We start from the raw sequence: 26,150 nt of genomic DNA, 5'->3' as shown, positions 1-26,150 counted from the left end.
CCCTGACCCGTCAGCCCTTGGCTGCGTCGCCCTCGGTCAGATCCGGCCGGATCTGACCGAGGACGGCGAGCGCAACCAGGAGGCTGTCGACATGTTCGGGCAACAGATCAGCGCACAGGATCTCGAGCACGTCCTCGAGGGCCTTCGAGGCCGATTCGTGCAGGGCACGTCCGTCGCGTGTCAGGCAGATGAGCGCGACTCGCGCATCGTGGTAGCTGGCGTTCTTCATCACGATGCCGCGGTCTGCCAGATCTGACACACGTCGCGCTGCCGCCTGATGAGAGAGGCGCAGATGTTCGGCGACCGCGGCCACTGGCATGGAGCCTGCGCTGAGGCAGCGAACGAGCTCAATGTCTCCCTTGGAGACATCCTCCTCACCTCGGAGCCGGACAAAGTTCACGACAGCCTCTTCGAGTGTCGTCAGTGCGCGCCTGAGGAGGAGCACGAGGTTGGTCGACGGGGGAACCTCATGAAGGTCGAGGAAGTATCGACGCATCGGATCGAGGTGGCGAAGTGCTTCGGGCAGTTCGTATTGCGGCACCGGCCGCAGCGACTCAGGGACTGACATGGCACGACCGTGCTCGACCCTGGCTCATGGCTACAGCCAAATGGTGTGGCGTGTGTATCTGGGCCGTCATCCACGTGGGGCTGTGGAGGGCCAGGGGCTGCGTGTCGGGCGTGTCGGGCTCGGCTGGCAGGAGGGGTTCGTAGAGAAGCTCAACTTGGTTGTACAGATGTACAACCAAGTTGAGCTTCTCTACGAACCCCCATCGCCCCTCCGCGGCGACACGCCGAGCGGCATCGTGACAGCTCGCGAGGCTCAGTCCGCGGGCGTGGGCACGGGCGCGGCAGCGAGGTCGTCGCTCAGCTGGAGCAGATCGGCGGGCTGGCCGATGGCGATCGACCCGCGGCCCGTGAGGCCGACTGCGGCGGCCGGGTGCGAGGTGGCGGCAGCGACGGCGAGGGGGAGCGGCACGTCGGCGGCGACGGCGCGGCGTACGGCGTCGTCCATGGTGAGCGTGCTCCCAGCGAGCGAGCCGCCCTCGGTCAGCCGTGCCGCGCCGTCCTTCACGGTGACGGCGAGCCCACCGAGCCGGTGCTCGCCGTCGGGCAGACCGGCAGCAGCGATGGCGTCGGTGATCAGCACGGCACGCTCCGGCCGGGCTTCCAGCACGACGCGCAGTGTCGCGGGGTGCAGGTGGATGCCGTCGTTGATCAGCTCGACCCAGGCGCCCGCATCGAGGCTGGCGCCGATGGGTCCCGGCTCGCGGTGGTGCAGCGGACGCATCCCGTTGAAGAGGTGCGTTGCGACCGAGGCGCCGGCGGCGAAGGCAGCCGAGCACTCGTCGTACGTGCCGTCGGTGTGGCCCACGGCGACGGTGACGCCGGCCGCCTGCGCCGCGTCGATCAGGGCTGCTGCACCCTGGCGCTCCGGCGCGACGGTGATCATCCGCAGCGTGCCGCGAGCGGCGTCGACCATGCGGGCGAAGTCGCCGACGTCGGGGTCGGACAGGTAGGCCGGGTTCTGGGCGCCACAGCGGGCCGCCGACAGGTACGGGCCCTCGAGGTGCGCGCCGCGGATCACCGTGTCGCCCGCCTCGATCACGTCGGCGATCGCGGAGAGCTGGCGACACAGGTCGTCGATCGGTCCGGTGACCAGTGATGCCAGCAGAGAGCCGGTGCCGTGCTCGGCGTGGAACGCCGCCGCCGCGCGGATCGAGTCGGTGTCGGCCGAGGTGAAGTCACCGCCCCCGCCGCCGTGGCAGTGGATGTCGACGTACGCCGGCGCCAGCCAGCCGTCGATCTCGAGATCGGGAGTGGCTGGGGGAGCGCCTGGGCCGAGATCGGCGACCACGCCAGCCTCAACGAGGACCCACCCGTCTGCCGGATCGGCCGGGGTCGCGAGCCCCGTCAGGACACGACGCGCATGGATGAGGGTCGACGCATTGCCAGGAGCCACGCGCTGATCCTCTCGCATGCTGGTGCAGGATGCCTAAGGTGAACCCCTCTCTCGCGCTGGCCACCGTGATCGTCGACGAGCTGATCCGGCACGGCGTGACCGATGTGGTCCTGTGCCCAGGTTCACGGTCGGCTCCCTTCGCGTACGCCGTGCATGCCGCCGACCAGGAGGGCCGACTCCGGCTGCACGTCCGGGTCGATGAGCGGTCGGCCGCCTTCACCGCGCTGGGCCTGGCCAAGGCCAGCCGCGTGCCCGTGCCGGTGATCACGACGAGCGGTACAGCGGTGGCCAACCTCTACCCGGCGGTGCTGGAGGCCAGCCAGGCGAGTGTGCCGATGATCGTCATTTCCGCGGATCGCCCGGCTGAGCTGCGAGGGACGGGCGCCAACCAGACCACGGACCAGGTCAAGCTCTTCGGCCGCACCACGCGGTGGTTCCACGAGACCGCCACTCCGGAGCGGCGCGAGGACCAGAACGGCACCTGGCGCAGCGTCGTCGGTCGTGCCATCGCCGAGAGCCGCGGTCTGCCGAGCGGCGACCCGGGCCCGGTCCACCTCAACATCCCGCTGCGCGAGCCGCTCGTCCCGACGGACGACTCCGAGCCGTGGCCGGAGTCGCTCGAGGGCCGGGAGATGGGTCAGCCGTGGCTGAGTCTGCGCGCACCGCACAGCCACCCGCCGGCCGTCACCGGTCCGGGGATCGCGCCGGTGCCGCGCACGCTCGTGGTGCTGGGCGACCTGCCCGACCCCAACCAGGCGTCCGAGCTGTCCGAGCTCGCTGCCGCCGCCGGTTGGCCGCTGATCGCCGAGCCGTTCGGGCGCTACCACCGCAGTCGGGTGAGCCCGCACGGCCCGCTGCTGCTGAGCGCCGCTGACTGGTTGGACGCCAACCGCCCCGAGCGCGTCCTGATCGGTGGCCGTGTGACGCTCTCCCGCGACATCGGCCGGCTGATACGCCATCCGGACGTCTCAGTCGAGGTCGTCACGCCCTTGACTACCTGGGCCGATGCCGCCCATGTCGTACGTCGGGTGCACGACTGGGCGGACATCGAGCGCAGCCATTCGGCCGTCGCAGGCTGTGTCGACCGCGCGTGGGCTGCCGCATGGCGCAAGGCCGGTGCTGCTGTCGGTCCGGAGGCGGACAAGGTCATCGACGGCTCGTGGCCGTCGGGACTGGCCGTCGCCGCAACCGTCGCCCATCACCTGCCCGCGTCCGGTGGACTCTATGTCGGCTCGTCCAACTCCGTCCGTGACCTAGACCTGGGCCGAGACCCGCAGCGGTTCGCGAAAGACGTTGTCCTGGTTGCCAATCGGGGACTCGCCGGGATTGACGGGACCGTCAGCTCGGCGATCGGTCTGGCGCTGTCACGGCCCGGTCTGACCACCGCCGCACTGATGGGCGACCTGACTTTCCTGCACGACTCCAACGGACTGCTGATCGGACCGGACGAGCCCGTCCCTGACCTGACGATCGTGGTCGTCAACGACGACGGTGGCGGCATCTTCGGCACGCTCGAGCAGGGTCGCCCCGAGCTCGCAGCATCGCTGGAGCGCGTCTTCTCGACGCCGACCCGGACGCGCATCGCCGACCTGTGTGCTGCGCACGGCATCGAGCACGAGCTGGTCACCGACCGTGAGCGCCTGGCCGAGCGAGTTGCGCACCCGAGCAAGGGAATTCACGTCGTTGAGGTCCCGATCGCGCGCGACGGACAGCGCGGCCTGCGCGAGCAGCTCTACGCGGCGGCTGCCAAGGCGCTCGCCTAGAACCCGACTGCACCCACCGCTGGCATGCTCATCTGCATCGACGCGTCGAGCTCGGCGACCGCGCCGGCACGTGCCTCGGTCAGCAGCCCCGAACGATGTTGTGTGACAAGGCTTCTCGCGCCGAGATAGGCAGACGCCAGCATCTGAGTGGTCAGCGTCAGGTCGGCATCCGCATCGGTGCGTTCGACGGTCGCCTGGCCGTCGTTGTCCACGCGCAGGCGCCACCGGCCGTCGTTCCACGCGCAGCGGGTGTCCTCGACCTGCAGTACGACATCGCAGGCCGTCGCGTAGCCGCGTGCCGTCAACGCCTTGGGCAGGTCGACCAGCCGCACCCACAGGCTGTCGTGCGCCGGGCCCTGCACGGAGCGCGGGCTGCCGACCCAGTCGATGAGCGGGTCGTCGGTCGAGCGACAGCTGAACGTGATCTTCGAGATGAGGTCCATGTCGACCAGCCGCCGGGCGAGCGCGAGCTCAGCGGCGGGCGACCCTGTCATCTCCATGACGCTGAGGGTGCCCTTGGGCTCGCCGTCCTCCCAGCCAGGAGTCCGACGGATCCAGGCGTAGCCGACGTCCTTGCCGTCCTGCTGCGCGAACAGCACGCGCTGAGGCTCACGGTCTCGTACGGTCTGCGGGGTGTCGTGGCTGAAGCGGGCGTAGAGCGCAGCCTCGCGCACGATCGCGCCGAGCTGATGGACGCCGGCCTCGAGCGCGATGGCCCGGATCCGCTCGGCGACATCGGCGTCCGTCGTGCTCGTCATGCTCGTGCGGATTGCGCCGGCCGCCTCGTCGAGGCCGGGAGAGGTCAGCTTGGCGCCGCGTCCGAGCGTGATCGTCTCCTCCCAGGAGGCCGTGCCATAGCCATGCCGCCCGTAGATCGCGGGCTCACTGGCGTGCAGCACGGACAAACCCGACCAGTCGCCCTCGCGCGTGCGCTCGAAGTGGTCGCCCAGCATCGCGGTCAGGACGCCTCGCCGTCGCTGGTCGGGATGTACGCCGACGAAGGTCAGCCCTGCGACCGGCAGCTGGCGAAGGCTCTGGTGCGGCCCGGGCACCGTGAGGGTCAGCGGGTAGACGCCGTAAACGCCCGCATACCAACGGGAGTCGCTGCCTTCGACCTCCGCACCGAAGCGCAGGTCCTCGGGCATGCCGGACAGCACATGCTCGGCGGACTCCTGGGGTGGCTCGTCGAACCACACCAGGAGATCCGTCTGCAAGAACCGCTCGGCGTCCTGCGCCGGCACCACGCGTACGTCTGCCATGCCTCCAACCAACCCCAGCACGAGGCGGCCGGCAAGGCACTTTCGATAGACCTCAGCCGGACAACCAGCTCGGGTCAGCTCTCCATGAGCACAGCAGCGAGCGTGCCACCCAGCTCGACGAAGGGGTCCAGGTCCTCGACCTGTCGCAGCACCTCGACCGGCTCGGCCACCAGTCGCCACTCCAGTCCCGTGGTGATCGACTCCACGGCCCGTCGTGCTCCGGTCGTGTCGGAGCGCCCATGGATCCAGAACGAGAACGGGCGCCCGCCCACCCGGCCGCGCACGTCGTCGTACGTCGAGTCGAAGGCGTGCTTGAGCGCACCGGACATGTAGCCGAAGTTGGCAGGCGTACCGAGCAGGTAGCCGTCGGCAGTCAGGAAGTCCTCGATCGTGACATCCAGCGCGGCCACCACTCGGACGGCGACGCCTTCGATCGCGTCGTCCCGGGCACCGTCGAGCACGGCGTCGAGGAGTCGTCGCAGCAGTGGCGTCGGCGAGTGGTGCAGGACCAGCAGCGTCGACATCGGGGGTGCCCGGTCAGGAGCCGAGCGCGTGCCTCATCGGCAGCAGCTTGGCCTCGGACTCCGCCAGCTCGGCCTGCGGATCGGAGCCGGCGACGATGCCGCATCCAGCGAATATCCTCATGCGCGAAGGGTTTTCGTTGTCCAGCTGTCCGCAACGGAGCGCGATGCCCCACTCGCCGTCGCCCTTGCTGTCCATCCAGCCGACCGGGCCGGCGTAGCGAGCGCGGTCCATCTGCTCCAGCTCGACGATGAGCTCGGCAGCCTCCGCGGTCGGAGTGCCGCACACCGCGGCCGACGGGTGCAGCGACTGCGCGAGCGTCAACGAGGAGGCCTCGTCACCGAGTACCCCGGCGACGTCGGTCGCGAGGTGCATCACGTTGGGCAGGTGCAGGACGAACGGTGCCTCGGGCACGTTCATCGACTGGCAGTGCGGGCTCAGCGCCTCGGCGACCGAGCGCACGGCGTACTCGTGCTCCTCGAGATCCTTGGACGAGCGCGCCAGGCCGGCGGCGAGCGCCAGGTCGTGCTCGTCGTCGCCCGTGCGACGGATGGTGCCCGCCAGGATGCGCGAGTGCACCAGACCCTTCTCCCGGCGTACGAGCAGCTCCGGCGTGGCGCCGACGAGACCGTCGACGCTGAAGGTCCACGTGTTGGCATAGCTCGACGCGAGTCGCTCCAGCAGCCACCGGACGTCGACCGGCTGGTCAGCGACGACCTCGATGTCGCGGGCCAGCACGACCTTGTCGACCCGGCCACGCTGGATCTGTCCGACCGCGTCGTGCACCGCGTCGGCCCACTGCGCACCGGTGAGAGCGCCCTCGGTGAGGACGGGGTTGAGCGGTGCTTCTGGCGCCAACGCCGGAGCCAGATCGGGCGGCTGGGGCAGGTTGTCGCCCGTGCTGACCGTCGTCATCCAGGTGACGCCGTCGCGGCGGCCGACGATGACGGACGGTACGACGAGGGTCGCGCCGGCCTCCGACGCACCGCGGAAGGAGAACGAGCCGAAGGCGACAGGGCCGGTGCCGGGCCGGCGTACGCCATCGCGCACCACGGCGCGCGACGCGACCTCACGCCACCAGGCCGAGGCTTCCTCGAACCGGTCCGGGCCCTTGGTCTCGATGGAGGCGGCGCGTCCCCAGCCGACCAGACCATCTCCCTCGCGCAGCCAGGACATCAGGTCGCCAGCAGGCAGATGGTCGGGCAGCAGCTGGGTGAGCCGGCCCGGGTCGGGCACCGGTGAGGTGCGCGCGACCAGCACCGGAACAGTTGACGGAGGGCCCGCCGGTTCAGAGGTCACGAGGGCACAGACTAAAGGACTCAGCCGGATGCGCCCTCCCTCGAAGGTGTGGTCCTCGGTGTGGCGCTCGTCGCAGCAAGGTGGTTCATGGGTAGCGCACAGGCGACACATAAGGGCATGCGTCAGGATGACCGCATGAACCGCGCCAGCCTCGACAAGCGCCCTCAGGACGTCGCTCGGATGTTCGACGACGTGGCCGCTCGCTATGACCTGACCAACGATGTGCTGTCGATGGGGCAGGACCGTCGGTGGCGCCGCCTCGTGCTCGAGGCCGTCGATGCGTCGGCCGGCGACACCGTGCTCGACATCGCCGCAGGCACCGGCACGAGCAGCGAGCCGTTCGCGCTGCAGGGCGTCAACGTCGTCCCCGCGGACTTCTCGCTCGGCATGCTGCGGCAGGGCAAGAAGCAGTACCCGCACCTGGCGTTCGCCGCGGCTGACGCGATGCGGCTGCCGTTCGCCGACGCGTCGTTCGAGGCCGTCACGATGTCGTTCGGGCTGCGCAACGTCGTCGACCCGGTGGCCGCGCTCGCGGAGTTCGCGCGGGTGACCAAGCCCGGCGGCCGCGTGGTGATCTGCGAGTTCTCCACGCCCACCAACCCGGCGTTCCGCAAGGTCTACAGCGAGTACCTCATGCGCTCCCTGCCGCGGATCGCGAGCAAGGTCGGGTCCAACGCCGAGTCGTACGTCTACCTCGCCGAGTCGATCCAGACCTGGCCCGATCAGCAGGGGCTCGCGGACCGTATGGTCCAGGCCGGCTGGTCGGCCCCGGAGTGGCGCAACCTGAGCGGCGGCGTCGTCGCCTTGCACCGCGGGACGAAGCCCTAGCCCGCACGGCGCCTGGTTGCTGGCAGCGGGCGCCGAGAGGTTAGGTATCCCTCACTAGGTCGGGCTCTGCGAGCAGTCCTACAGTGGGGGAGTTCGTGAAGAGAATCACAAGCGCAAGGACGCGGACGTGAGCCAGCACAACCTTTCCTCGAGCCCCGCAGCATCGGAGTCCGCCGACGTCATCGTCGTCGGTGCCGGTCCCGGGGGATCGGCTACCGCGGCGTACCTGGCGATGGCCGGCCTCGATGTCCTCCTGCTGGAGAAGACGTCCTTCCCGCGCGAGAAGGTCTGCGGCGACGGCCTCACTCCCCGCGCGGTGCGCGAGCTCATCACGCTCGGCATCCCGACGCCCGAGGACGAGGGCTGGATCAAGAACAAGGGCCTGCGCATCATCGGCGGCGGCATGCGGCTGCAGCTGGACTGGCCCGACCTGTCGAGCTTCCCGCCCTACGGCCTCGTTCGCACCCGCCAGGACTTCGACGACATCCTGGCCAAGCACGCGGTCAAGCACGGCGCCCGTCTGCACGAGCGGGTCAACGTCACCGGCGCAGTGCGCAGCGACGCGACCGGGCACATCATCGGTGTCACCGCCAAGGAGATGGACGAGTCCGGCCGGGCGACCGGCAAGCAGCTCCGCTTCGACGCGCCGCTGGTCATCGCGGCCGATGGCAACTCCTCGCGGCTCTCGTTGGCGATGGACCGGCAGAAGCGCGAGGACCGCCCGATGGGTGTGGCCGTGCGGACCTACTACACGAGCCCCCGCCACGACGACGACTACCTGGAGTCCTGGCTGGAGCTGTGGTCCAAGGATGACGAGGGCAAGGACGTACTCCTGCCCGGCTACGGCTGGATCTTCGGTGTCGGCGACGGCACCAGCAACATCGGCCTCGGCATCCTCAACACCTCCAGCGCCTTCGGCAAGACGGACTACAAGGACGTCATGAAGCGGTGGGTCGCCACCATGCCGCAGGAGTGGACCTACAACGACGAGACGATGGTCGGCGACATCCGTGGCGCCGCCCTGCCGATGGGCTTCAACCGGCAGCCGCACTACGCCGACGGCCTGCTGCTGGTCGGTGACGCGGGCGGCATGGTCAACCCGTTCAACGGTGAGGGCATCGCCTACGCGATGGAGTCGGGACGGCTGGCGGCCGAGGTCGTGGCGCAGGCGTTCGCGCGCACCGACGACGCGGGTCGCGAGCGCGTCCTGCAGTCCTACCCGGGCGTCATGAAAGATGCCCTGGGTGGCTACTACACACTCGGCCGTGGCTTCGCCAAGATGATCGGGCACCCCGAGATCATGAAGCTTGCCGTGAAGTACGGACTACCGCGCGAAACGATGATGAAGTACCTCCTGAAGGTCATGGCCAACCTGTCCGAGCCACACGGTGGTTCAGCCGGGGACCGCCTGCTCAACGCGCTGTCCCGTATCGCACCCGCTGCCTGAGCGTTTGTGATGGACAACGTCAATACGATGAGGACGCGCCGCCCCCAGGGCGCACGGAAGGAGCCTGCGAAGTGAACGGGTCCTACTCCTACGCCCCGTTGCTGTTCTTCGCAGCGATCGGCGCCGGTTTTGCGGTGTTCTCGGTCGTCGCCGGAGCACTCGCCGGGCCCAAGCGCTACAACCGGGCCAAGGTCGAGGCGTACGAATGCGGCATCCAGCCGAGCCCGCACGCCGACGGCGGCGGTCGCGTGCCGATCAAGTACTACCTGACGGCGATGCTCTTCATCATCTTCGACATCGAGTCGGTCTTCCTCTACCCGTTCGCCGTCGCGTTCGACCAGATGGGTCTGTTCGCGCTGGTCGAGATGGTCCTGTTCATCATCACGGTCTTCGTCGCGTACGCCTATGTGTGGCGCAGGGGTGGGCTCGAGTGGGACTGACGAACTCCGCTGGTCGAGTAGGGCGAGGCGCTGGCCGAGCCCGTATCGAGACCACGCGACCGCTCTCACCTGGTCTCGATACGCCCTCCGCTAGCGCTCCGGGCTACTCGACCGGCCACGTCGGAAGGAACTGAAGTGGGTATCGAAGAGAAGCTCCCCGCGGGCTTCCTGCTGACCACGGTCGAGCAGCTGGCCGGCTACATGCGCAAGAGCTCGGTCTGGCCGGCGACGTTCGGTCTGGCCTGCTGTGCGATCGAGATGATGGCCGTCGGCACGCCCGACTACGACATCGCCCGCTTCGGTATGGAGCGCTTCAGCGCGACGCCGCGCCAGGCTGACCTGATGATCGTGGCCGGCCGGGTGAGCCAGAAGATGGCGCCGGTCGTCCGCCAGGTCTACGACCAGATGCCGGAGCCCAAGTGGGTCATCTCGATGGGTGTCTGCGCCAGCTCGGGCGGCATGTTCAACAACTACGCGATCGTCCAGGGCGTCGACCACATCATCCCGGTCGACGTCTACCTGCCCGGCTGTCCGCCGCGACCGCAGATGCTGCTCAACGCGATCCTGGAGCTGCACGAGCAGATCCAGGGCGGCAAGCTCGGCGTCAACCGGGTCGAGGCGGCGCGCGCTGCTGAGAAGGCCGCGCTCGAGGCGACACCCACGCACGCCATGAAGGGACTCCTCGCCTGATGGCTGAGAACGACAAGCCGACCGCAGGGGATCCGGTCACGGGTCCGGTGAAGGATCCGGCAGACGCTCCGGAGAAGGCCCTCACGGAGGCCGCCCAAGAAGGTGCCGTGATCCCGCAGGAGCAGGCGCCCGAGGACGGCCAGCCGGTTCAGGTCGGCGAGCGCAAGGGCATGTTCGGCTCCTCGCTCGGCAACGACACCAGCGGTTACGGCGGCCTCAAGCGGCCGATCCTGTTCCCGGGTGCGACGGCCAAGCCCTACGGCGGCTACTTCGACCAGATGACCGACGACATCGGCGGCGCGCTGCAGCGCACCGGGGCGACGTCGTACGACGACGCGGTCGAGCGCGTGGTCGTGGACCGGGGAGAGCTGACCGTCTTCGTACGCCGTGAGCACCTGCCGGTGATCGCGCAGGCGCTGCGTGACGAGCCGAGCCTGCGCTTCGAGATGTGCCTCGGTGTCTCCGGTGTGCACTACCCGCAGGAGACCGGCGCGGAGCTGCACGCGGTCTACCACTTCGTGTCGATCACCAATGGCAGCAAGCGAATTCGGCTTGAGGTGACGTGCCCGGACGATGACCGGCACATCCCCTCGATCGTCTCGGTCTATCCCGGCATTGACTGGCACGAGCGGGAGACCTGGGACATGTTCGGGATCGAGTTCGACGGGCATCCCGCTCTGACTCGCATCCTCATGCCCGACGACTGGCCGGGTCACCCGCAGCGCAAGGACTACCCCCTCGGCGGTATTCCGGTGGAGTACAAGGGCGCCACCATCCCGCCCGCGGACGAGCGGAGGTCGTACACCTGATGAGCACTCAAGCAGAAGATGTGTACTCGACGGCAGAAGCCCGTCACGCCGACGGTGTCGACGACGCCCCGGTGCTCAACGCGTTCGGCGGCGACTGGGACGACGTCGTCAGCGAAGCGGCGGCGCTCAACGAAGAACGCATCGTCGTCAACATGGGCCCGCAGCACCCGTCGACGCACGGCGTGCTCCGCCTCATCCTCGAGCTGGACGGCGAGACGGTCACCGAGGCCCGCGCGGGTATCGGCTACCTGCACACCGGCATCGAGAAGAACATGGAGTTCCGCACCTGGACCCAGGGCGTGACCTTCTGCACCCGCATGGACTACGTCATGCCGCTCTTCAACGAGGCGTCGTTCTGCCTCGCGGTCGAGAAGGCCCTCGGGATCACCGACCAGATCCCGGAGCGTGCGTCGACCATCCGCGTGATGATGATGGAGCTCAACCGCATCACCTCCCACCTCGTCGCCCTCGCGACCGGTGGCATGGAGATGGGCGCGACGACTGTCATGACGATCGGCTTCCGCGAGCGCGAGCGGATCCTGTCGATCTTCGAGATGGTCACCGGCCTGCGCATGAACAACGCCTACATCCGCCCCGGCGGTGTGGCGCAGGACCTGCCCGACGGTTGCATCGACAAGGTCCGCGAGACGATTCCGTTGCTGCGCAAGGGGATTCACGAGCTCGAGGCACTGCTGCTCGAGAACCCGATCCTCAAGGGCCGCACCGTCGATGTCGGCTACCTCGACCTGACGGGCTGCATCGCGCTCGGCATGACCGGCCCCGTGCTGCGGTCGACCGGGTTGCCGCACGACCTGCGCAAGTCCGACCCCTACTGCGGCTACGAGAACTACGAGTTCGATGTCCCGGTCGAGGACACGTGCGACGCCTACGGCCGACTGCGCATCCGGATCAACGAGATGCACGAGTCGCTCAAGATCGTCGAGCAGACGCTGGACCGCCTGGATGCGAACCCGGGCCCGGTCATGGTCGAGGACAAGAAGATCGCCTGGCCGGCGCAGCTCTCGGTCGGTTCGGACGGTCAGGGCAACAGCCTCGATCACATCCGCAAGATCATGGGTGAGTCGATGGAGTCGCTCATCCATCACTTCAAGCTGGTGACCGAGGGCTTCCGGGTTCCGGCGGGCCAGGCGTACGTCGGCATCGAGAGCCCCAAGGGCGAGCTCGGCTGTCACGTCGTGTCCGACGGCGGGACGCGCCCTTATCGCGCACACTTCCGCGACCCGAGCTTCAACAACCTGCAGGCCACCGCCGCGATGTCCGAGGGCGGTGCCGTCGCTGACGTCATCGTCGCGGTCGCGAGCATCGACCCCGTGATGGGAGGCGTGGACCGATGACCGAGCTCCATGACGGCCCGCTCCACGAGCTGACGCCGCTGTACGCCAGCGAAGAGCCCTACGACGACGAGACGCTGGCGTCCCTGGCGCACGACGCCGAGGCGGTCATCGCGCGCTATCCGCAGAAGCGGTCGGCCCTGCTCCCGCTGCTGCACCTCATCCAGAGCGTCGACGGTTTCGTGACGGGCCGCGGCGTGACCTTCTGCGCCGAGCAGCTCGACCTTTCCGAGGCCGAGGTCAGCGGAGTCGCGACGTTCTACACCCAGTACAAACGCCACCCCAACGGCGAGTACACCGTCGGCGTCTGCACCAACACGCTCTGCGCGATCATGGGCGGCGACCAGATCTGGGACGAGGTCTCCGAGCACCTCGGCATCGGTCACGACGAGACCACTGAGGACGGCAAGGTCACCCTCGAGCGCGTCGAGTGCAACGCGGCGTGTGACTTCGCGCCCGTGGTGATGACCAACTGGGAGTTCTTCGACAACCAGACGCCCGAGTCGACCAAGCAGCTCGTGGACGACCTGCGGGCCGGCAAGGCGGTGCACCCGACGCGCGGCGCGGACAACGTCTGCACCTTCAAGGAGATGTCGCGAGTGCTGGCCGGCTTCAACGACGGTCGCGCCGACCAGGGCGTCGGTGCCGGACCGGCTTCGCTGGAGGGGCTGCGCATCGCCTCGGGCAAGCAGCAGTTCACCCGGACGCCGGCTCCCGAGCCTGCCGCCGAGGAGCCGAAGGAGCAGCAGTCGTGACCGATCTGACGCCGATCCTCACCAAGTTCTGGGACGACCCGCAGAGCTGGACGCTGGCGACGTACGAACGCAACGAGGGCTACCAGGCGCTCAAGAAGTCCCTGGCGATGAAGCCCGAGGACCTCGTCCAGCTGTCCAAGGACTCGGGCTTGCGCGGTCGTGGCGGCGCAGGCTTCCCGACCGGTATGAAGTGGGGCTTCCTGCCTGCTCCGGACGGCGGCCCCCGCTACCTGGTGGTCAACGCGGACGAGTCCGAGCCGGGCACCTGCAAGGACATCCCGCTGATGATGGCGGCGCCGCAGTTCCTCATCGAGGGTGTCGCGATCACGTCGTACGCCATCGGCTGCAACCACGCATTCATCTACCTGCGTGGTGAGACCGTGCACGTCTACCGTCGGCTGCTGCGCGCGGTCGAGGAGGCGTACGCCGCCGGTCACCTCGGCACGAACATCCACGGCTCCGGCTTCGACCTGGAGGTCACCGTCCACGCCGGCGCAGGCGCCTACATCTGCGGTGAGGAGACGGCACTGCTGGACTCCCTCGAGGGACGCCGCGGGCAGCCGCGCCTCAAGCCACCGTTCCCCGCCGTCGCCGGTCTGTACGCCCGGCCGACTGTGGTCAACAACGTTGAGTCGATCGCCTCGATCCCGCCGATCGTCCTGCACGGCGCCGACTGGTTCGGCGACATGGGCACCGAGAAGTCCAAGGGCTTCGGCATCTTCAGCCTGTCCGGTCACGTCACGCGGCCGGGCCAGTACGAAGCGCCGCTCGGCATCACGCTGCGCGAGCTCGTCGACATGGCCGGCGGCATCAGGAACGGTCACCAGCTGAAGTTCTGGACGCCGGGTGGCTCCTCGACGCCAATCTTCACCGACGCGCACTGGGACGTGCCGTTGGACTTCGAGTCCGTCGCCGCGGCCGGCTCCATGCTCGGCACCCGAGCACTGCAGATCTTCGACGAGACCGTCTCGGTCGTCCGCGCGGTCTCGCGCTGGACCGACTTCTACGCGCACGAGTCCTGCGGCAAGTGCACGCCCTGCCGTGAGGGCACGTTCTGGTTGAAGCAGATCATGACCCGGCTCGAGCACGGCCAGGGCACCCAGGACGACATCGACAAGCTGGTCGACGTCTGCGACAACATCCTCGGCCGGTCGTTCTGCGCCCTCGGCGACGGCGCGACCTCGCCCATCACGTCAGCGGTGCAGTACTTCCGCCCCGAGTTCGAGGCCGGCATGAGCCAGCCCTGGTGGGAGCTGTTCCCGCCGGAGAAGTCGGTGCTGTTCCCGCAGTCCGCTAAGGAGACCGTGCACGCATGACTGTCACCTCGGAGCAGAAGACCGATCAGGTCTCGCTCACTGTCGACGGCGTCGAGGTCAGCGTCCCCAAGGGCACGCTGATCATTCGCGCGGCCGAGCAGGTCGGCATCCAGATCCCGCGCTTCTGCGACCACCCGCTGCTGGAGCCGGTCGGCGCCTGCCGTCAGTGCCTGGTCGAGGTCTCGACCAAGGGACCGGACGGCTCGCTGCGGCCGATGCCCAAGCCCCAGGCCTCCTGCACCATGGAGGTCGGCGACGGTATGGAGGTCAAGACCCAGCAGACCTCCAAGGTCGCCGACAAGGCGCAGCACGGCGTCATGGAGCTGTTGCTCATCAACCACCCGCTGGACTGCCCGGTCTGCGACAAGGGCGGCGAGTGCCCCCTGCAGAACCAGGCGATGTCCAACGGGCGTGAGGTGTCGCGCTTCGAGGACATCAAGCGCACCTTCCCCAAGCCGATCAACATCTCCTCGCAGGTCCTGCTGGACCGCGAGCGCTGCGTGCTGTGTGCACGCTGCACCCGCTTCTCCGATCAGATCGCCGGCGACCCGTTCATCGCGCTCATCGAGCGTGGTGCGCTGCAGCAGGTCGGCATCTACGAGGAGAAGCCGTTCGACTCCTACTTCTCCGGCAACACCGTGCAGATCTGCCCGGTGGGTGCACTGACCGGTGCGGCCTACCGCTTCCGGTCGCGCCCGTTCGACCTGGTGTCCACGCCGAGCGTGTGTGAGCACTGCGCCGGTGGCTGCTCGCTGCGCGTGGACCACCGTCGTGGTGTCGTGCTGCGCCGCATGGCGCTGGACAACCCGGACGTCAACGAGGAGTGGAACTGCGACAAGGGCCGCTGGGCGTTCACTTACGCCACGGCCAAGGACCGCTTGGACACCCCGCTCGTGCGCGACGCCGACGGCAAGCTGCAGGTCTCGGGCTGGCCCGAGGCTCTGGCCGCTGCCGCCGAGGGCCTGGCGAAGGCTCGCGCCAAGGGCGTCGGCGTGCTGACGGGTGGTCGCATCAGCGCTGAGGACGCGTACGCGTACAGCAAGTTCGCGCGCCTCGTGCTCGGCACCAACGACATCGACTTCCGCGCCCGCCCGCACTCCACCGAGGAGGCGGAGTTCCTCGCGCATGCGGTCGTCGCCACCGGCCCCGAGGGCGGGTCGGTGACGTACGCCGATGTTGAGAAGTCCGCGGCGACCCTGCTCGTCGGGCTGGAGCCCGAGGACGAGGCCGCGATCTTGTTCCTGCGGCTGCGCAAGGCATGGCGCACGAACAAGTCCAAGATCTTCTCGCTCTCTCCGTACGCCACTCGTGGCCTGGAGAAGATGGGCGGCACGCTCATCCCGACGGCTCCGGGCACCGAGGCCGAGGTGCTGGCCGCCCTGGATGACGGTCAGGGCCAGCTGGCCGAGGCCGGCAAGGCCATCGGCAAGGACAGCCTGATCCTCGTCGGCAGCCGCCTGGCCACCGTGCCCGGCGGCCTGTCCGCCGTGCTCGCACTGGCCGAGAGCAAGGGCGCTCGCGTGGCCTGGGTCCCGCGTCGCGCCGGTGAGCGTGGTGCGCTCGAGGTCGGCGCGCTGCCCAACCTCCTGCCCGGCGGTCGTCCGGTCGCGGACGCCGCGGCACGTACCGAGGTGGGCACCGTCTGGGGCGCCTCGGACCTGCCCGCCGACGTCGGTCGCGACACCGCCGCCATCCTGGAGGCCGCCAGCACGGGCGAGCTCGACGCGCTCGTCATCGGTGGTGTCGACCCGGACGACCTGGTCGACCAGAAGGTCGCGACCGCAGCGCTGGAGCGGGCGTTCATCGTCTCCCTCGAGATCCGCAAGGGTCTCGTGCCGGCGTACGCCGATGTCGTCCTTCCCGTGGCTCCGCACCAGGAGAAGGCGGGCATGTTCGTGGACTGGGAGGGTCGCGTACGGCCCTTCGACAAGGCGCTGGAGTCCAACGCGATGTCCGACTTCCGGGTGCTGGATCTGCTGGCCGGCGAGATGGGCGAGTTCCTCGGGACGCGTTCGCTGGACCAGATCCACACCGAGATGGACGAGCTGGGTCCCTGGACGGGCGACCGCGCTCCCAAGCCGCGCGCCAAGAGCAACGGTGTGCCGCGACCGCTGGTCGGCGAAGCCGTCCTCGCGACCTGGCCGCTGATGCTCGACAAGGGACGGCTGCAGGACAACGAGCCGTTCCTGGCCGGCACCGCGCGCGCCGCGGTGGCGCGGGTCTCGGCCGCGACCGCGGAGGGTGCCGGTGTGACCGACGGCGGCGCGATCTCCGTGTCGACCCGCACGGGCACCATCACCGTGCCGGTCGAGGTGACTGAGATGCCCGACCACGTGGTCTGGCTGCCGACCAACTCCGAAGGCTCTACGGTGCGTACGACACTCAGCGCTGACGCCGGATCCATCGTCCAGCTGGCGTCCGCGTCACCTGGTCTCGATACGGACTCCGCTAGCGCTCCGCCCTACTCGACCGGCGGAGGTGCCGCATGAGCACGCTGACCCAGCTGGCGGCGTACTCCACCGCCCTGCCGCAGCCTGCCGACAACCCGACGGCCGACTTCAGCGACACCCCGTGGTGGCTGTCGCTGATCAAGGCGCTGCTCGTCTTCGTCGTGCTCCTGGTCAACACGCTGATCGTGATCTGGTTCGAGCGGCGGGTGATCGGCCGCATGCAGCAGCGTCCCGGCCCCAACCGGACGGGTCCGTTCGGTCTGCTGCAGACGCTCGCCGACGGTGTGAAGCTGGCGCTCAAGGAGGACATCGTCCCCAAAGCCGCCGACAAGATCATGTTCTGGGTGGCCCCGGCGCTCGCCGGCGCGATGGCGTTCGTGTCGTTCGCGATCATCCCGATGGGCGGCACCGTCTGGATGTTCGGCCACAAGACGCCGCTGCAGCTGACCGACACCCCGGTCGCCACGTTGCTGGTGCTCGCGGTCGCCGGCGTCGGTGTCTACGGCATCGTGCTGGCCGGCTGGTCCTCGGGCTCGACCTACCCGCTGCTCGGTGGGCTGCGCAGCTCGGCTCAGGTGATCTCGTACGAGATCGCGATGGGTCTCGCGCTCGTCGCCGTCTTCCTCTACGCCGGCTCGATGTCGACCTCGCAGATCGTGCTCGCGCAGAACGACCTCTGGTACATCATCCCGGCGTTCTTCTCATTCGTCGTCTACGTCATCACGATGGTCGGCGAGACCAACCGTCTGCCGTTCGACCTTGCCGAGGGCGAGGGCGAGCTGACCGGTGGCTTCCACACCGAGTACTCCTCGCTGAAGTTCGCGATGTTCTTCCTCGGTGAGTACGTCAACATGTTCACCGTCTCGGCGCTCGCCACGACGCTGTTCCTCGGCGGACCCGCGGCACCTCCCGGCATCGCGGCCATCGGTGACGGCATGCTCAACGGCGGCTGGTGGGGCCTGCTGTGGTTCTTCATCAAGCTGTGGCTGTTCATGTTCTTCTTCGTGTGGCTGCGCGGCTCGCTGCCTCGTGTCCGCTACGACCAGTTCATGCGGCTGGGCTGGAAGGTCCTCATCCCGACCACGCTGGTCTGGGTCGTCATGGTGGCGTTCATCCGCGCGGCCGAGCTGGGCTTCCTCGGTGACAGCCGGGTCAGTGTGCTGGGGCGCGACTTCCCACGGGCGACGCTCTTCGTGATCGCCTGCATCGCCTTGCTGGTCCTCGCCGCGGCGTGGATCTACGACAACCAGCAGGTCAAGAAGCAGGCTTTGAAGGAAGCCGATCGTCCGCCCGAGGAGATCGACCCGTTCGCCGGCGGCCACCCTGTGCCGCCGCTGCCCGGCCAGCGACTGGTCGAGCCGGTGCCGGCCCTGGCCGCCGCACACACCACCGACCCTGTTTCGGAGGACAACCGTGGCTGACCACAAGGCCAAGAAGGCTAAAGAGCCGGGGCTCGGCGCCAAGGTCGCCGGCTTCGGCGTGACCTTCGCGACGATGTTCCGCAAGATCGAGACCGAGCAGTACCCCGAGGACAAGCGGCCGACCCAGCTGCGCTTCCACGGTCGCCACCAGCTCAACCGGCACCCGGACGGCCTCGAGAAGTGCGTCGGCTGCGAGCTGTGCGCCTGGGCCTGCCCGGCCGACGCGATCCTCGTCGAGGGTGCGGACAACAACGACGCCGACGGCGAGCGTTTCTCCCCGGGTGAGCGCTACGGCCGCGTCTACCAGATCAACTATCTGCGCTGCATCTTCTGCGGACTGTGCATCGAGGCCTGCCCGACGCGCGCGCTGACGATGACCAACGAGTACGAGCTCGCGGACGACAACCGCGCCGACCTCATCTTCACCAAGGACCAGCTGTTGGCTCCGGTGCAGAGCGGCATGCTGCCCGCGCCGCACCCGATGGTCGAGGGCATGGAGGAGCGCGACTACTACCAGGGCAAGGTGTCGGGCGCGACGCCTGAGCAGGAGCGCTGGGTCCAGGCGAAGGAGCAGTCCGAGGCCGCGATGGCGGCCGCCGAGAAAGGCGAGGGCGTATGACCGTCGGCGGTGCGGAGTCCGCACTCTTCTGGATCGCGGCTCCGCTCGCGGTCGCCGGTGCCTTGGCGCTGCTGTTCGCTCGCAAGGCGGTGCACGCGGCGGTCGGCATGGCCTCGACCATGATCATCCTGGGTGTCTTCTACATCACCCAGCAGGCCGAATTCCTTGGCGTCATCCAGATCTTCGTCTACTCCGGCGCCGTGATGATGCTGTTCCTGTTCGTCATCATGCTCGTCGGCGTCGACTCCTCCGACTCCCTGGTCGAGACGATCCGAGGACAGCGCTGGGCGGGCCTGCTGCTCGCGGCGGCCCTGGCCGCGCTCGCCCTCGGCGCGATCGGCAAGGCCACCTTCGGAGCCCCGCGCGGGCTCGATGAGGCCAACCAGGACGGCAACGTCAGTGGTGCCGCGCGACTGATCTTCGGCGACTACGTCTGGGCTTTCGAGGCGACCAGCGCGCTGCTCATCACCGCGGCCATCGGCGCCATGCTGCTCGCGCACCGCGAGCGGCTCACCAGCAAGCCGAGCCAGGCCGACTGGTCCCGTCACCGCATCCGCAGTGGCGAGAACGTCGCCGGTCTGCCAGCCCCCGGTGTCTACGCCCGGCACAACGCGGTCGACACCCCGGCTCTGCTGCCGGATGGTTCGCCGGCCGAGCTGTCCATCTCGCGTGTGCTGCGAGCGCGTGGCCAGATCGGCGGCTCGACGCCCTACACCGAGGCGACGGCCGAGATCGAGCGCGAGACCGGTGACGTGATCACCGAGCACACGAGCGAGGAGAAGGGGGAGGACGCATGAGTCTGACCAACTACGTCTATCTGTCGGCGATCCTCTTCTCGATCGGCGCGGCGACGGTGCTGCTGCGCCGCAACGCGATCATCGTCTTCATGGGCGTGGAGCTGATGCTCAACGCCGCCAACCTGGCCTTCGTCACCTTCTCCCGTATGCACGGGCAGCTCGACGGCCAGGTCATCGCACTCTTCGTGATGGTCGTTGCTGCGGCTGAGGTCGTTGTCGGCCTGGCCATCATCATGGCCATCTTCCGTGCGCGTCGGTCGGCCTCGGTCGATGACGCCAACCTGTTGAAGCTGTAAAGGAGCCGGCGTGTCTCACCTGAGTACCGCTGCTTCGCTGGTGGCTGAGTCCACCGGCGGAGCGCATGACGCCACCGGGATGGCGTCGTACGCCTGGCTGCTGGTGGCCCTGCCACTCGCCGGTGCCGCGATCCTGCTGCTCGGCGGGAAGGCCCTCGACAAGATCGGACCGCCGCTGGCGACCGGCCTGGCCTGGGCCAGCTTCGGCGTCGGCGTCGCCACGATCGTGGAAATGCTGGGCCGCGACACGGAGGAGCGTGCCCAGCACCTGCACCTCTACTCGTGGATCCCCGCGGGCGGCTTCAACCTCGACGCCGGCCTGCAGATCGACCAGCTGGCGCTGACGTTCGTCATGCTGATCACCTTCGTCGGCTCGCTGATCCACGTCTACTCCCTGGGCTACATGGAGCACGACCCGGACAAGCGCCGGTTCTTCGCCTACCTCAACCTGTTCATCGCAGCGATGCTGCTGCTGGTTCTGGCCGACTCCTACCTCCTGCTGTTCGTCGGCTGGGAGGGCGTCGGTCTGGCGTCGTACCTGCTCATCGGCTTCTGGAACCACAACCCGGCGTACGCCACCGCGGCCAACAAGGCGTTCGTCGTCAACCGTGTCGGTGACGCCGGGATGCTGCTGGCGATCTTCGCGATGTTCGCCACCTTCGGTCGGGTCGACTTCGCGGGCGTCAACGCCGCGGTCGGCGGCGCCTCCGAGGGAGCGCTCACGGTCATCGGCCTGCTGCTGCTCGTCGGTGCCTGCGGCAAGTCGGCGCAGTTCCCGCTGCAGAGCTGGCTCGGTGACGCCATGGCCGGCCCGACTCCGGTGTCCGCCCTGATCCACGCGGCGACGATGGTCACCGCCGGTGTCTACCTGATCGTGCGCAGCAGCGCGATCTTCGACGGAGCGCCCGATGCGCGACTGGTCGTCACCATCGTCGGTGCGATCACCTTGCTCTTCGGTGCCATCGTCGGTTGCGCCAAGGACGATATGAAGAAGGCGCTGGCCGCCTCGACGATGTCGCAGATCGGCTACATGGTGCTGGCCGCTGGGCTCGGTCCGGTCGGTTACGCGTTCGCGATCTTCCACCTGCTCACGCACGGCTTCTTCAAGGCCGGCATGTTCCTCGGCGCCGGTTCTGTCATGCACGGCATGAACGACCAGGTCAACATGCGCCGCTTCGGTGGGCTGTCCGCGGTGATGAAGATTACGTGGATCACCTTCGGCCTCGGCTGGCTGGCGATCATCGGCTTCCCGGGTCTGTCGGGCTTCTGGTCCAAGGACAAGATCATCGAGTCGGCGTTCGTCGGCGACGGCTGGCGGCCGTGGGTCTTCGGCCTGGCCGCGCTCTTCGGCGCCGGCATCACGGCGTTCTACATGTCGCGGCTGTTCTTCATGACCTTCCACGGCAAGCGCCGCTGGACTGACGACGTGCACCCGCACGAGTCGCCGCTGACGATGACCATCCCGATGATGATCCTGGCGATCGGCTCGGCGTTCCTCGGTCTCGCGCTCGGCCCGACCGGTGTCATCACCGACTGGCTCGAACCCATCGTCGGCCATCACGAGGAGCACGATCCGGTGATGTCGGTGCCGCTGATCACCGGCCTCACGTTCGTGCTCATCGTCCTCGGCGCCGCGCTCGCCTGGTTGCGCTACTGGCGCGACGAGGTGCCGGTGACCCCGCCGGTCGGCTCCGTGGCCACCCGGTCCGCACGCCGTGACCTGTTCCAGGACGACATCAACGAGGCCGTCTTCCAGCGGCCCGGTCTGCACCTCACCCGCGCGCTCGTGTTCGCCGACAACAAGGGCGTCGACGGCGCCGTGGGTGGCACCGCAGCGCTCATCGGCGGCACCTCAGCCCGCCTCAAGAAGGTGCAGAACGGCTACGTCCGGTCCTACGCCCTGACGATGCTCGTGGGCGTCGTCGCAATCCTCGGTGCCGTCTGGGTGGTGCAGTGATGTCCGACTTTCCCTGGCTGACGACGCTGGGTGTCATCCCGCTGCTCGGTGCTCTCGTGGTGGCGCTGCTGCCCTCGGGCTCCGCGCGGCTGGCCCGTCCGATCGCGCTCGGGTTCTCCCTGGTGACGCTCGTCGTCGGCCTGCTCGCGGCGTTCCAGTTCGACTGGGACGGTGGCGGCCAGCAGTTCCAGCTGACCGAGACCCACTCGTGGATCAAGCAGTTCGGCGTCTCGTACGCCCTCGGTGTCGATGGCATCGCGCTCAGCCTGATCCTGATGAGCCTCGTGCTCGTGCCCATCTGCCTGGTCGCTGCCTGGGACGACGTGCCGGAGGTGGGTCGGCGCCAGCAGACCTACTACGCGCTCATGCTGGTCCTGCTGACCTTCATGATCGGCGTCTTCTCCGCCACCGACGTCTTCTTGTTCTACGTCTTCTTCGAGGCGATGCTGATCCCGATCTACTTCCTGATCGGCTCGTTCGGTGGTGCCAACCGGCAGTACGCCGCGGTGAAGTTCCTGCTGTTCTCCCTCCTGGGCGGACTGGTCATGCTGGTCGCGGTCATCGCGCTCTACATCCAGGGCCCCGGTGGCGACGACGGCTTCCTGATCAGCAAGCTGACCGGGCTGGACATCTCCACCAACACCGAGCGGCTGCTGTTCCTCGGCTTCTTCTTCGCGTTCGCGGTCAAGGCGCCGATGTGGCCGGTGCACACCTGGCTGCCCGATGCCGCGACCGAGGCCCGGCCGGCGACGGCCGTCCTCCTGGTCGGTGTGCTCGACAAGGTCGGCACCTTCGGGATGATCCGCTTCTGCCTACAGATGTTCCCCGAGGCCAGCAAGTGGGCGACACCGGCGGTCATCGTGCTGGCGGTGATCTCGATCCTGTACGCCGCGCTGGTCGCCATCGGCCAGACCGACATGATGCGACTGATCGCCTACACCTCGATCAGCCACTTCGGCTTCATCGTGCTGGGCATCTTCGCGATGACCAGCACCTCTCACCTGGGCTCGACGCTCTACATGGTCAACCACGGGTTCACCACCGCAGCGCTGTTCTTGTTCGCCGGGATGCTGATCGCACGTCGGGGGAGCAAGAACATCTCCGACTTCGGCGGCTGGCAGCGGGTCACGCCGGCACTGGCTGGGGTCTTCCTCATCGCCGGTCTGTCTGCGCTGTCGCTGCCCGGTCTGAACTCCTTCATCTCCGAGTTCCTTGTGATGGCAGGCTCGTTCGACAAGTACAAGGTCGCCACAGTCATCGCGGTGACCGGCGTGATCCTCGCCGCGCTCTACGTCCTGCTCATGTACAAGAACGTCATGACCGGGCCCAAGCCGGAGGACCGTGGCGACGTCAAGGACCTCAGCGTCCGCGAGAAGCTCGTCGCCGCACCGTTGATCGGGATCTTCCTGTTCCTCGGGTTCTTCCCGAAGCCCGCCCTGGACCTGCTGCGTCCCGCGGTCACGACCACGTTGCAGCACGTCGGGGTCACCGACCCCAAGCCTGACGTCGCACCCGCCGATGCAGCACCGATCGGCTCCGCTGAAGGGATTGCCAAGTGACCGCCGCGCTGAGCAGCGTGCCCGCCGCTGAGTTCGTCCAGGCCAAGGTCGAGTACGCCGCGGTCCTGCCGATCTTCATCATCTTCGGTGCGGCCCTCGTGGGCGTGCTCATCGAGGCGTTCGCGCCTCGGCGCAGCCGCTACGTCATCCAGCTGGGCTTCACGCTGGCCGCCATCATTGCGGCGTTCCTGGTCCTGGTGCTCTACTCCCGCGACCACCAGGCCAAGACCGCGGCCGGTGCCATCGTGATCGACGGCCCGGCGCTGTTCCTGCAGGGCACCGTCCTGGCGCTCGGCGCGATCGGCCTGCTGGCCATGGCCGAGCGGCTCGACACCTCACAGGCAGACACGTTCACCCAGTCCGGCTCCGCGGTGCCGGGCTCGCCCCAGGAAGCCACTGCCGTACGCCTGGGAGCGACCACCACGGAGTTCTTCCCGCTGACGCTCTTCGCCCTGAGCGGCATGATGATGTTCCCGGCCGCGGGCGACCTGCTGACGATGTTCATCGCCCTCGAGGTTCTCTCCCTGCCGCTCTACATCCTGACGGGCCTGGCTCGCCGGCGCCGCCTGCTGTCGCAGGAGGCCTCGCTGAAGTACTTCCTGCTGGGCGCGTTCTCCTCGGCGTTCTTCCTGTTCGGCTCGGCCCTGATCTACGGCTTCGCCGGTTCGGTCAACTTCACCAAGATCGCGGCCGCCGTCCCAGCCACCAACGGCATGGACAGCATCGCCGTGCCGGGTGTCCTCCTCATCGCGGTCGGCCTCCTGTTCAAGGTCGGCGCGGTGCCGTTCCACTCCTGGACCCCGGACGTCTACCAGGGCGCGCCGACCCCGGTCACCGGCTTCATGGCCGCGTGCACCAAGGTCGCCGCCTTCGGGGCGCTGCTGCGCGTGCTGTACGTCGCATTCGAGGGTCTGCGCTGGAACTGGCAGCCCGTCATCGCGGTCGTCGCCGTGCTCACCATGATCGTCGGCGCCGTCCTGTCCGTCACGCAGACCGACATCAAGCGGCTGCTCGCGTACTCCTCGATCACTCACGCCGGCTTCGTGCTGGTGGGTGTGCTCGCGATGGACCGCGCCGGCGTCTCGGCCACGATGTTCTACCTCGTCGCGTACGGCTTCAGCACCATCGCGGCGTTCGCCCTGATCGCGCTGGTCCGGTCATCGGGCTCCGAGGCGACGCACCTGTCGCAGTGGGCCGGGCTGGGCAAGACCAGTCCGGTGGTCGCGGGCTCGTTCACGTTCTTGATGCTCGCCTTCGCCGGTATCCCGCTCACCTCCGGTTTCACGGCGAAGTTCGCGGTGTTCGGCGCTGCGGTCGGTCACGACGGCACCTGGCTGGCCGTGATCGGCGTACTCGCCTCTGCCATCACGGCATTCGTCTACGTCCGGGTCATCGTGCTCATGTACTTCTCCGAGCCGACCGGCGACACGATCGTCCTCGCGCCGTCGATCTTGACCGCTGCGGCTGTGACGGTGGGTCTCGCCGTGACCCTGCTGCTCGGCGTCGTGCCGTCACCGCTGCTCGACCTGGCCAACGACTCGTCGCTGTTCATCCCATGACCGCAGCTGCTCTGACGGCCCTGCCGGGCGCCTCGGCCGAGCTGACCTCGCGTCTGCAGGAGGGGCTTTCGGCGGTCGAGGTACGACTGCGTCAGGTCGTCGACCACGACGACCCGTTCATCGCGCGTGCCTCGAGCCACCTGATCGAGGGTGGCAAGCGATTCCGGCCGATGCTGACGTTGCTGGCTGCCGAGCTCGGCGAGGGTCGCAGTGACGACGTCGTCGATGCCGCGACCGGGGTCGAGCTCACGCACATGGCCTCGCTCTACCACGACGACGTGATGGACGAGGCCGACGTACGCCACGGCATACCCAGCGCCAACGCCACCTACGACAACTCGACCGCGATCCTCGTCGGCGACCTGTTGTTCGGGAAGGCCTCGGAGATCGTCGCCGGCCTCGGCTCGGAGGCGGTGCTGATCCAGGCACAGACGTTCGTACGCCTGTGCGCGGGTCAGATCCAGGACGACCGGCAGGCGCCGGCCGGCGCCGACCCGATGCAGCACTACCTGCAGGTGCTGGCCGACAAGACCGGTGTGCTGATCGCCACGGCGGCACGTTATGGCGCGAAGTTCGGACGCTGCCCGGAGTCCACGGTCGACCTCATGCGCGAGTACGGCGAGCTGGTCGGCATGGTCTTCCAGCTGTCCGACGACATCCTCGACATCACCTCCGACCAGGAGCAGTCGGGCAAGACCCCCGGCACTGACCTGCGCGAGGGCGTCGCAACGCTGCCGGTGCTCTACGCCCGCGCCTCGCAGGACCCCGCGGACGCACGGCTGCAGGAGCTGTTGGCCGGCGAGCTCACCGACGACGCGCTGCATGCCGAGACTCTGGGGCTGCTACGCCAGCACGAGGCGATCGACCAGGCGCGCGAGCACACCATCGGTCTGGCCCAGCGCGCGGCCGACCTCATCGGCACGCTCGGTGCCGGCGACGCCCAGGACGCACTCCGCGGCCTCCCGCTCGCCGTCGCCCACCGCACCACCTAGCCAGACCGACTACCCCGCCGTCCCGGCCACTTCCCCGGGTGAGATGACTCGTCATTTCAC

Annotated in this window: 23 protein-coding genes; 18 read left to right on the top strand and 5 right to left on the bottom strand. The window is 68.4% G+C overall.

The genetic code is table 11. The annotated features are described in order from the left end of the window. Positions 1-10 precede the first annotated feature (10 nt). Together VV02_RS22090 and nagA are read right to left on the bottom strand one after the other, a co-directional pair. Positions 11-568 (bottom strand): MarR family winged helix-turn-helix transcriptional regulator, encoded by a 558-nt coding sequence (locus tag VV02_RS22090; protein WP_052595135.1) that lies wholly within the window; start codon positions 566-568, stop codon positions 11-13. A 252-nt stretch (positions 569-820) separates the two neighbouring features. Beyond that, complete coding sequence (nagA, locus tag VV02_RS22085) at positions 821-1,978, bottom strand: N-acetylglucosamine-6-phosphate deacetylase (RefSeq protein ID WP_052595133.1); 1,158 nt, start codon at positions 1,976-1,978, stop codon at positions 821-823. An 11-nt stretch (positions 1,979-1,989) separates the two neighbouring features. On the opposite strand from nagA, the gene menD reads away from it, so the two are divergent. Then, the gene (menD, locus tag VV02_RS22080; protein WP_052595130.1) at positions 1,990-3,723 is read left to right on the top strand and encodes a 2-succinyl-5-enolpyruvyl-6-hydroxy-3-cyclohexene-1-carboxylic-acid synthase; all 1,734 of its coding nucleotides are present in this window, start codon (positions 1,990-1,992) and stop codon (positions 3,721-3,723) included. Here menD and VV02_RS22075 read toward each other — a convergent pair. The 3 genes from VV02_RS22075 to VV02_RS22065 form a co-directional block, all read right to left on the bottom strand. Further along, complete coding sequence (locus VV02_RS22075) at positions 3,720-4,982, bottom strand: GNAT family N-acetyltransferase (RefSeq protein ID WP_052595128.1); 1,263 nt, start codon at positions 4,980-4,982, stop codon at positions 3,720-3,722. The genes menD and VV02_RS22075 overlap by 4 nt on opposite strands. 74 nt (positions 4,983-5,056) lie before the next feature. Then, the gene (locus tag VV02_RS22070; protein WP_052595126.1) at positions 5,057-5,506 is read right to left on the bottom strand and encodes a flavodoxin family protein; all 450 of its coding nucleotides are present in this window, start codon (positions 5,504-5,506) and stop codon (positions 5,057-5,059) included. Positions 5,507-5,519: 13 nt separating this feature from the next. Continuing rightward, positions 5,520-6,803: an isochorismate synthase gene (locus VV02_RS22065; protein ID WP_052595124.1), complete on the bottom strand. Its 1,284-nt coding sequence runs from the start codon at positions 6,801-6,803 to the stop codon at positions 5,520-5,522. Between the two features lie 135 nt (positions 6,804-6,938). Between VV02_RS22065 and VV02_RS22060 the strand changes: the two genes are divergently transcribed. From VV02_RS22060 to VV02_RS21980, 17 genes are all read left to right on the top strand, one after another. Continuing rightward, positions 6,939-7,631, top strand: coding sequence for a demethylmenaquinone methyltransferase (locus tag VV02_RS22060; protein ID WP_052597409.1), 693 nt, complete (start codon positions 6,939-6,941; stop codon positions 7,629-7,631). Positions 7,632-7,758: 127 nt separating this feature from the next. Continuing rightward, complete coding sequence (locus tag VV02_RS22055) at positions 7,759-9,078, top strand: geranylgeranyl reductase family protein (protein WP_052595122.1); 1,320 nt, start codon at positions 7,759-7,761, stop codon at positions 9,076-9,078. A gap of 71 nt (positions 9,079-9,149) precedes the next feature. Beyond that, positions 9,150-9,518: an NADH-quinone oxidoreductase subunit A gene (locus VV02_RS22050; RefSeq protein WP_052595120.1), complete on the top strand. Its 369-nt coding sequence runs from the start codon at positions 9,150-9,152 to the stop codon at positions 9,516-9,518. A 135-nt stretch (positions 9,519-9,653) separates the two neighbouring features. Further along, positions 9,654-10,208 carry a NuoB/complex I 20 kDa subunit family protein gene (locus VV02_RS22045; protein ID WP_052595118.1) on the top strand — a complete coding sequence of 185 codons (555 nt, stop codon included), beginning with the start codon at positions 9,654-9,656 and terminating at the stop codon, positions 10,206-10,208. Continuing rightward, positions 10,208-11,017, top strand: coding sequence for an NADH-quinone oxidoreductase subunit C (locus tag VV02_RS22040; RefSeq protein ID WP_083450352.1), 810 nt, complete (start codon positions 10,208-10,210; stop codon positions 11,015-11,017). Before VV02_RS22045 ends, VV02_RS22040 begins: the two co-directional genes overlap by 1 nt. Further along, positions 11,017-12,372 (top strand): NADH-quinone oxidoreductase subunit D, encoded by a 1,356-nt coding sequence (locus VV02_RS22035; RefSeq protein ID WP_052595116.1) that lies wholly within the window; start codon positions 11,017-11,019, stop codon positions 12,370-12,372. Before VV02_RS22040 ends, VV02_RS22035 begins: the two co-directional genes overlap by 1 nt. Then, complete coding sequence (nuoE, locus tag VV02_RS22030; protein WP_083450351.1) at positions 12,369-13,124, top strand: NADH-quinone oxidoreductase subunit NuoE; 756 nt, start codon at positions 12,369-12,371, stop codon at positions 13,122-13,124. Before VV02_RS22035 ends, nuoE begins: the two co-directional genes overlap by 4 nt. Further along, positions 13,121-14,440, top strand: a complete 1,320-nt coding sequence (gene nuoF / locus VV02_RS22025; protein ID WP_052595114.1) for an NADH-quinone oxidoreductase subunit NuoF — start codon at positions 13,121-13,123, stop codon at positions 14,438-14,440. Before nuoE ends, nuoF begins: the two co-directional genes overlap by 4 nt. Continuing rightward, positions 14,437-16,929 (top strand): NADH-quinone oxidoreductase subunit G, encoded by a 2,493-nt coding sequence (locus VV02_RS22020; protein WP_052595111.1) that lies wholly within the window; start codon positions 14,437-14,439, stop codon positions 16,927-16,929. The genes nuoF and VV02_RS22020 overlap by 4 nt, the downstream gene beginning before the upstream one ends. Beyond that, positions 16,926-18,311 (top strand): NADH-quinone oxidoreductase subunit NuoH, encoded by a 1,386-nt coding sequence (gene nuoH / locus VV02_RS22015; RefSeq protein WP_052595110.1) that lies wholly within the window; start codon positions 16,926-16,928, stop codon positions 18,309-18,311. The genes VV02_RS22020 and nuoH overlap by 4 nt, the downstream gene beginning before the upstream one ends. Next, positions 18,304-18,930: an NADH-quinone oxidoreductase subunit NuoI gene (gene nuoI / locus VV02_RS22010; protein ID WP_052595108.1), complete on the top strand. Its 627-nt coding sequence runs from the start codon at positions 18,304-18,306 to the stop codon at positions 18,928-18,930. The genes nuoH and nuoI overlap by 8 nt, the downstream gene beginning before the upstream one ends. Then, on the top strand, positions 18,927-19,727 hold the full coding sequence (locus VV02_RS22005) for an NADH-quinone oxidoreductase subunit J (protein ID WP_052595106.1): 801 nt from the start codon (positions 18,927-18,929) through the stop codon (positions 19,725-19,727). Before nuoI ends, VV02_RS22005 begins: the two co-directional genes overlap by 4 nt. After that, the gene (gene nuoK, locus VV02_RS22000; RefSeq protein ID WP_052595104.1) at positions 19,724-20,023 is read left to right on the top strand and encodes an NADH-quinone oxidoreductase subunit NuoK; all 300 of its coding nucleotides are present in this window, start codon (positions 19,724-19,726) and stop codon (positions 20,021-20,023) included. Before VV02_RS22005 ends, nuoK begins: the two co-directional genes overlap by 4 nt. A 79-nt stretch (positions 20,024-20,102) precedes the next feature. Continuing rightward, positions 20,103-21,980 (top strand): NADH-quinone oxidoreductase subunit L, encoded by a 1,878-nt coding sequence (nuoL, locus tag VV02_RS21995; RefSeq protein WP_083450599.1) that lies wholly within the window; start codon positions 20,103-20,105, stop codon positions 21,978-21,980. Further along, the gene (locus VV02_RS21990) at positions 21,980-23,539 is read left to right on the top strand and encodes an NADH-quinone oxidoreductase subunit M (protein WP_052595102.1); all 1,560 of its coding nucleotides are present in this window, start codon (positions 21,980-21,982) and stop codon (positions 23,537-23,539) included. The genes nuoL and VV02_RS21990 overlap by 1 nt, the downstream gene beginning before the upstream one ends. Further along, entirely contained in the window at positions 23,536-25,098 is a 1,563-nt protein-coding gene (gene nuoN / locus VV02_RS21985; RefSeq protein ID WP_052595100.1) for an NADH-quinone oxidoreductase subunit NuoN, read from the top strand. Before VV02_RS21990 ends, nuoN begins: the two co-directional genes overlap by 4 nt. Continuing rightward, positions 25,095-26,090: a polyprenyl synthetase family protein gene (locus tag VV02_RS21980; protein ID WP_052595098.1), complete on the top strand. Its 996-nt coding sequence runs from the start codon at positions 25,095-25,097 to the stop codon at positions 26,088-26,090. The genes nuoN and VV02_RS21980 overlap by 4 nt, the downstream gene beginning before the upstream one ends. Positions 26,091-26,150: the final 60 nt, after the last annotated feature.

The sequence above is a fragment of the Luteipulveratus mongoliensis genome, assembly GCF_001190945.1.
Lineage (GTDB): Bacteria > Actinomycetota > Actinomycetes > Actinomycetales > Dermatophilaceae > Luteipulveratus > Luteipulveratus mongoliensis.
Note: the sequence above shows the minus strand (reverse complement) of the source record. Positions and strands in the feature narration are given on the sequence as shown.

Bases quoted from the DNA above. Each gene is read 5' to 3' on its own strand.
- VV02_RS22005 (WP_052595106.1), top strand. From the start codon at position 18,927: ATGACCGTCGGCGGTGCGGAGTCCGCACTCTTCTGGATCGCGGCTCCG.
- menD (WP_052595130.1), top strand. From the start codon at position 1,990: ATGCCTAAGGTGAACCCCTCTCTCGCGCTGGCCACCGTGATCGTCGAC.
- VV02_RS22020 (WP_052595111.1), top strand. From the start codon at position 14,437: ATGACTGTCACCTCGGAGCAGAAGACCGATCAGGTCTCGCTCACTGTC.
- VV02_RS22060 (WP_052597409.1), top strand. From the start codon at position 6,939: ATGAACCGCGCCAGCCTCGACAAGCGCCCTCAGGACGTCGCTCGGATG.
- VV02_RS21980 (WP_052595098.1), top strand. From the start codon at position 25,095: ATGACCGCAGCTGCTCTGACGGCCCTGCCGGGCGCCTCGGCCGAGCTG.
- VV02_RS22035 (WP_052595116.1), top strand. From the start codon at position 11,017: ATGAGCACTCAAGCAGAAGATGTGTACTCGACGGCAGAAGCCCGTCAC.
- nuoE (WP_083450351.1), top strand. From the start codon at position 12,369: ATGACCGAGCTCCATGACGGCCCGCTCCACGAGCTGACGCCGCTGTAC.
- VV02_RS22070 (WP_052595126.1), bottom strand. From the start codon at position 5,506: ATGTCGACGCTGCTGGTCCTGCACCACTCGCCGACGCCACTGCTGCGA.
- nuoK (WP_052595104.1), top strand. From the start codon at position 19,724: ATGAGTCTGACCAACTACGTCTATCTGTCGGCGATCCTCTTCTCGATC.
- nuoL (WP_083450599.1), top strand. From the start codon at position 20,103: ATGGCGTCGTACGCCTGGCTGCTGGTGGCCCTGCCACTCGCCGGTGCC.
- nagA (WP_052595133.1), bottom strand. From the start codon at position 1,978: ATGCGAGAGGATCAGCGCGTGGCTCCTGGCAATGCGTCGACCCTCATC.
- VV02_RS22075 (WP_052595128.1), bottom strand. From the start codon at position 4,982: ATGGCAGACGTACGCGTGGTGCCGGCGCAGGACGCCGAGCGGTTCTTG.
- VV02_RS22040 (WP_083450352.1), top strand. From the start codon at position 10,208: ATGGCTGAGAACGACAAGCCGACCGCAGGGGATCCGGTCACGGGTCCG.
- VV02_RS22090 (WP_052595135.1), bottom strand. From the start codon at position 568: ATGTCAGTCCCTGAGTCGCTGCGGCCGGTGCCGCAATACGAACTGCCC.
- VV02_RS21990 (WP_052595102.1), top strand. From the start codon at position 21,980: ATGTCCGACTTTCCCTGGCTGACGACGCTGGGTGTCATCCCGCTGCTC.
- nuoH (WP_052595110.1), top strand. From the start codon at position 16,926: ATGAGCACGCTGACCCAGCTGGCGGCGTACTCCACCGCCCTGCCGCAG.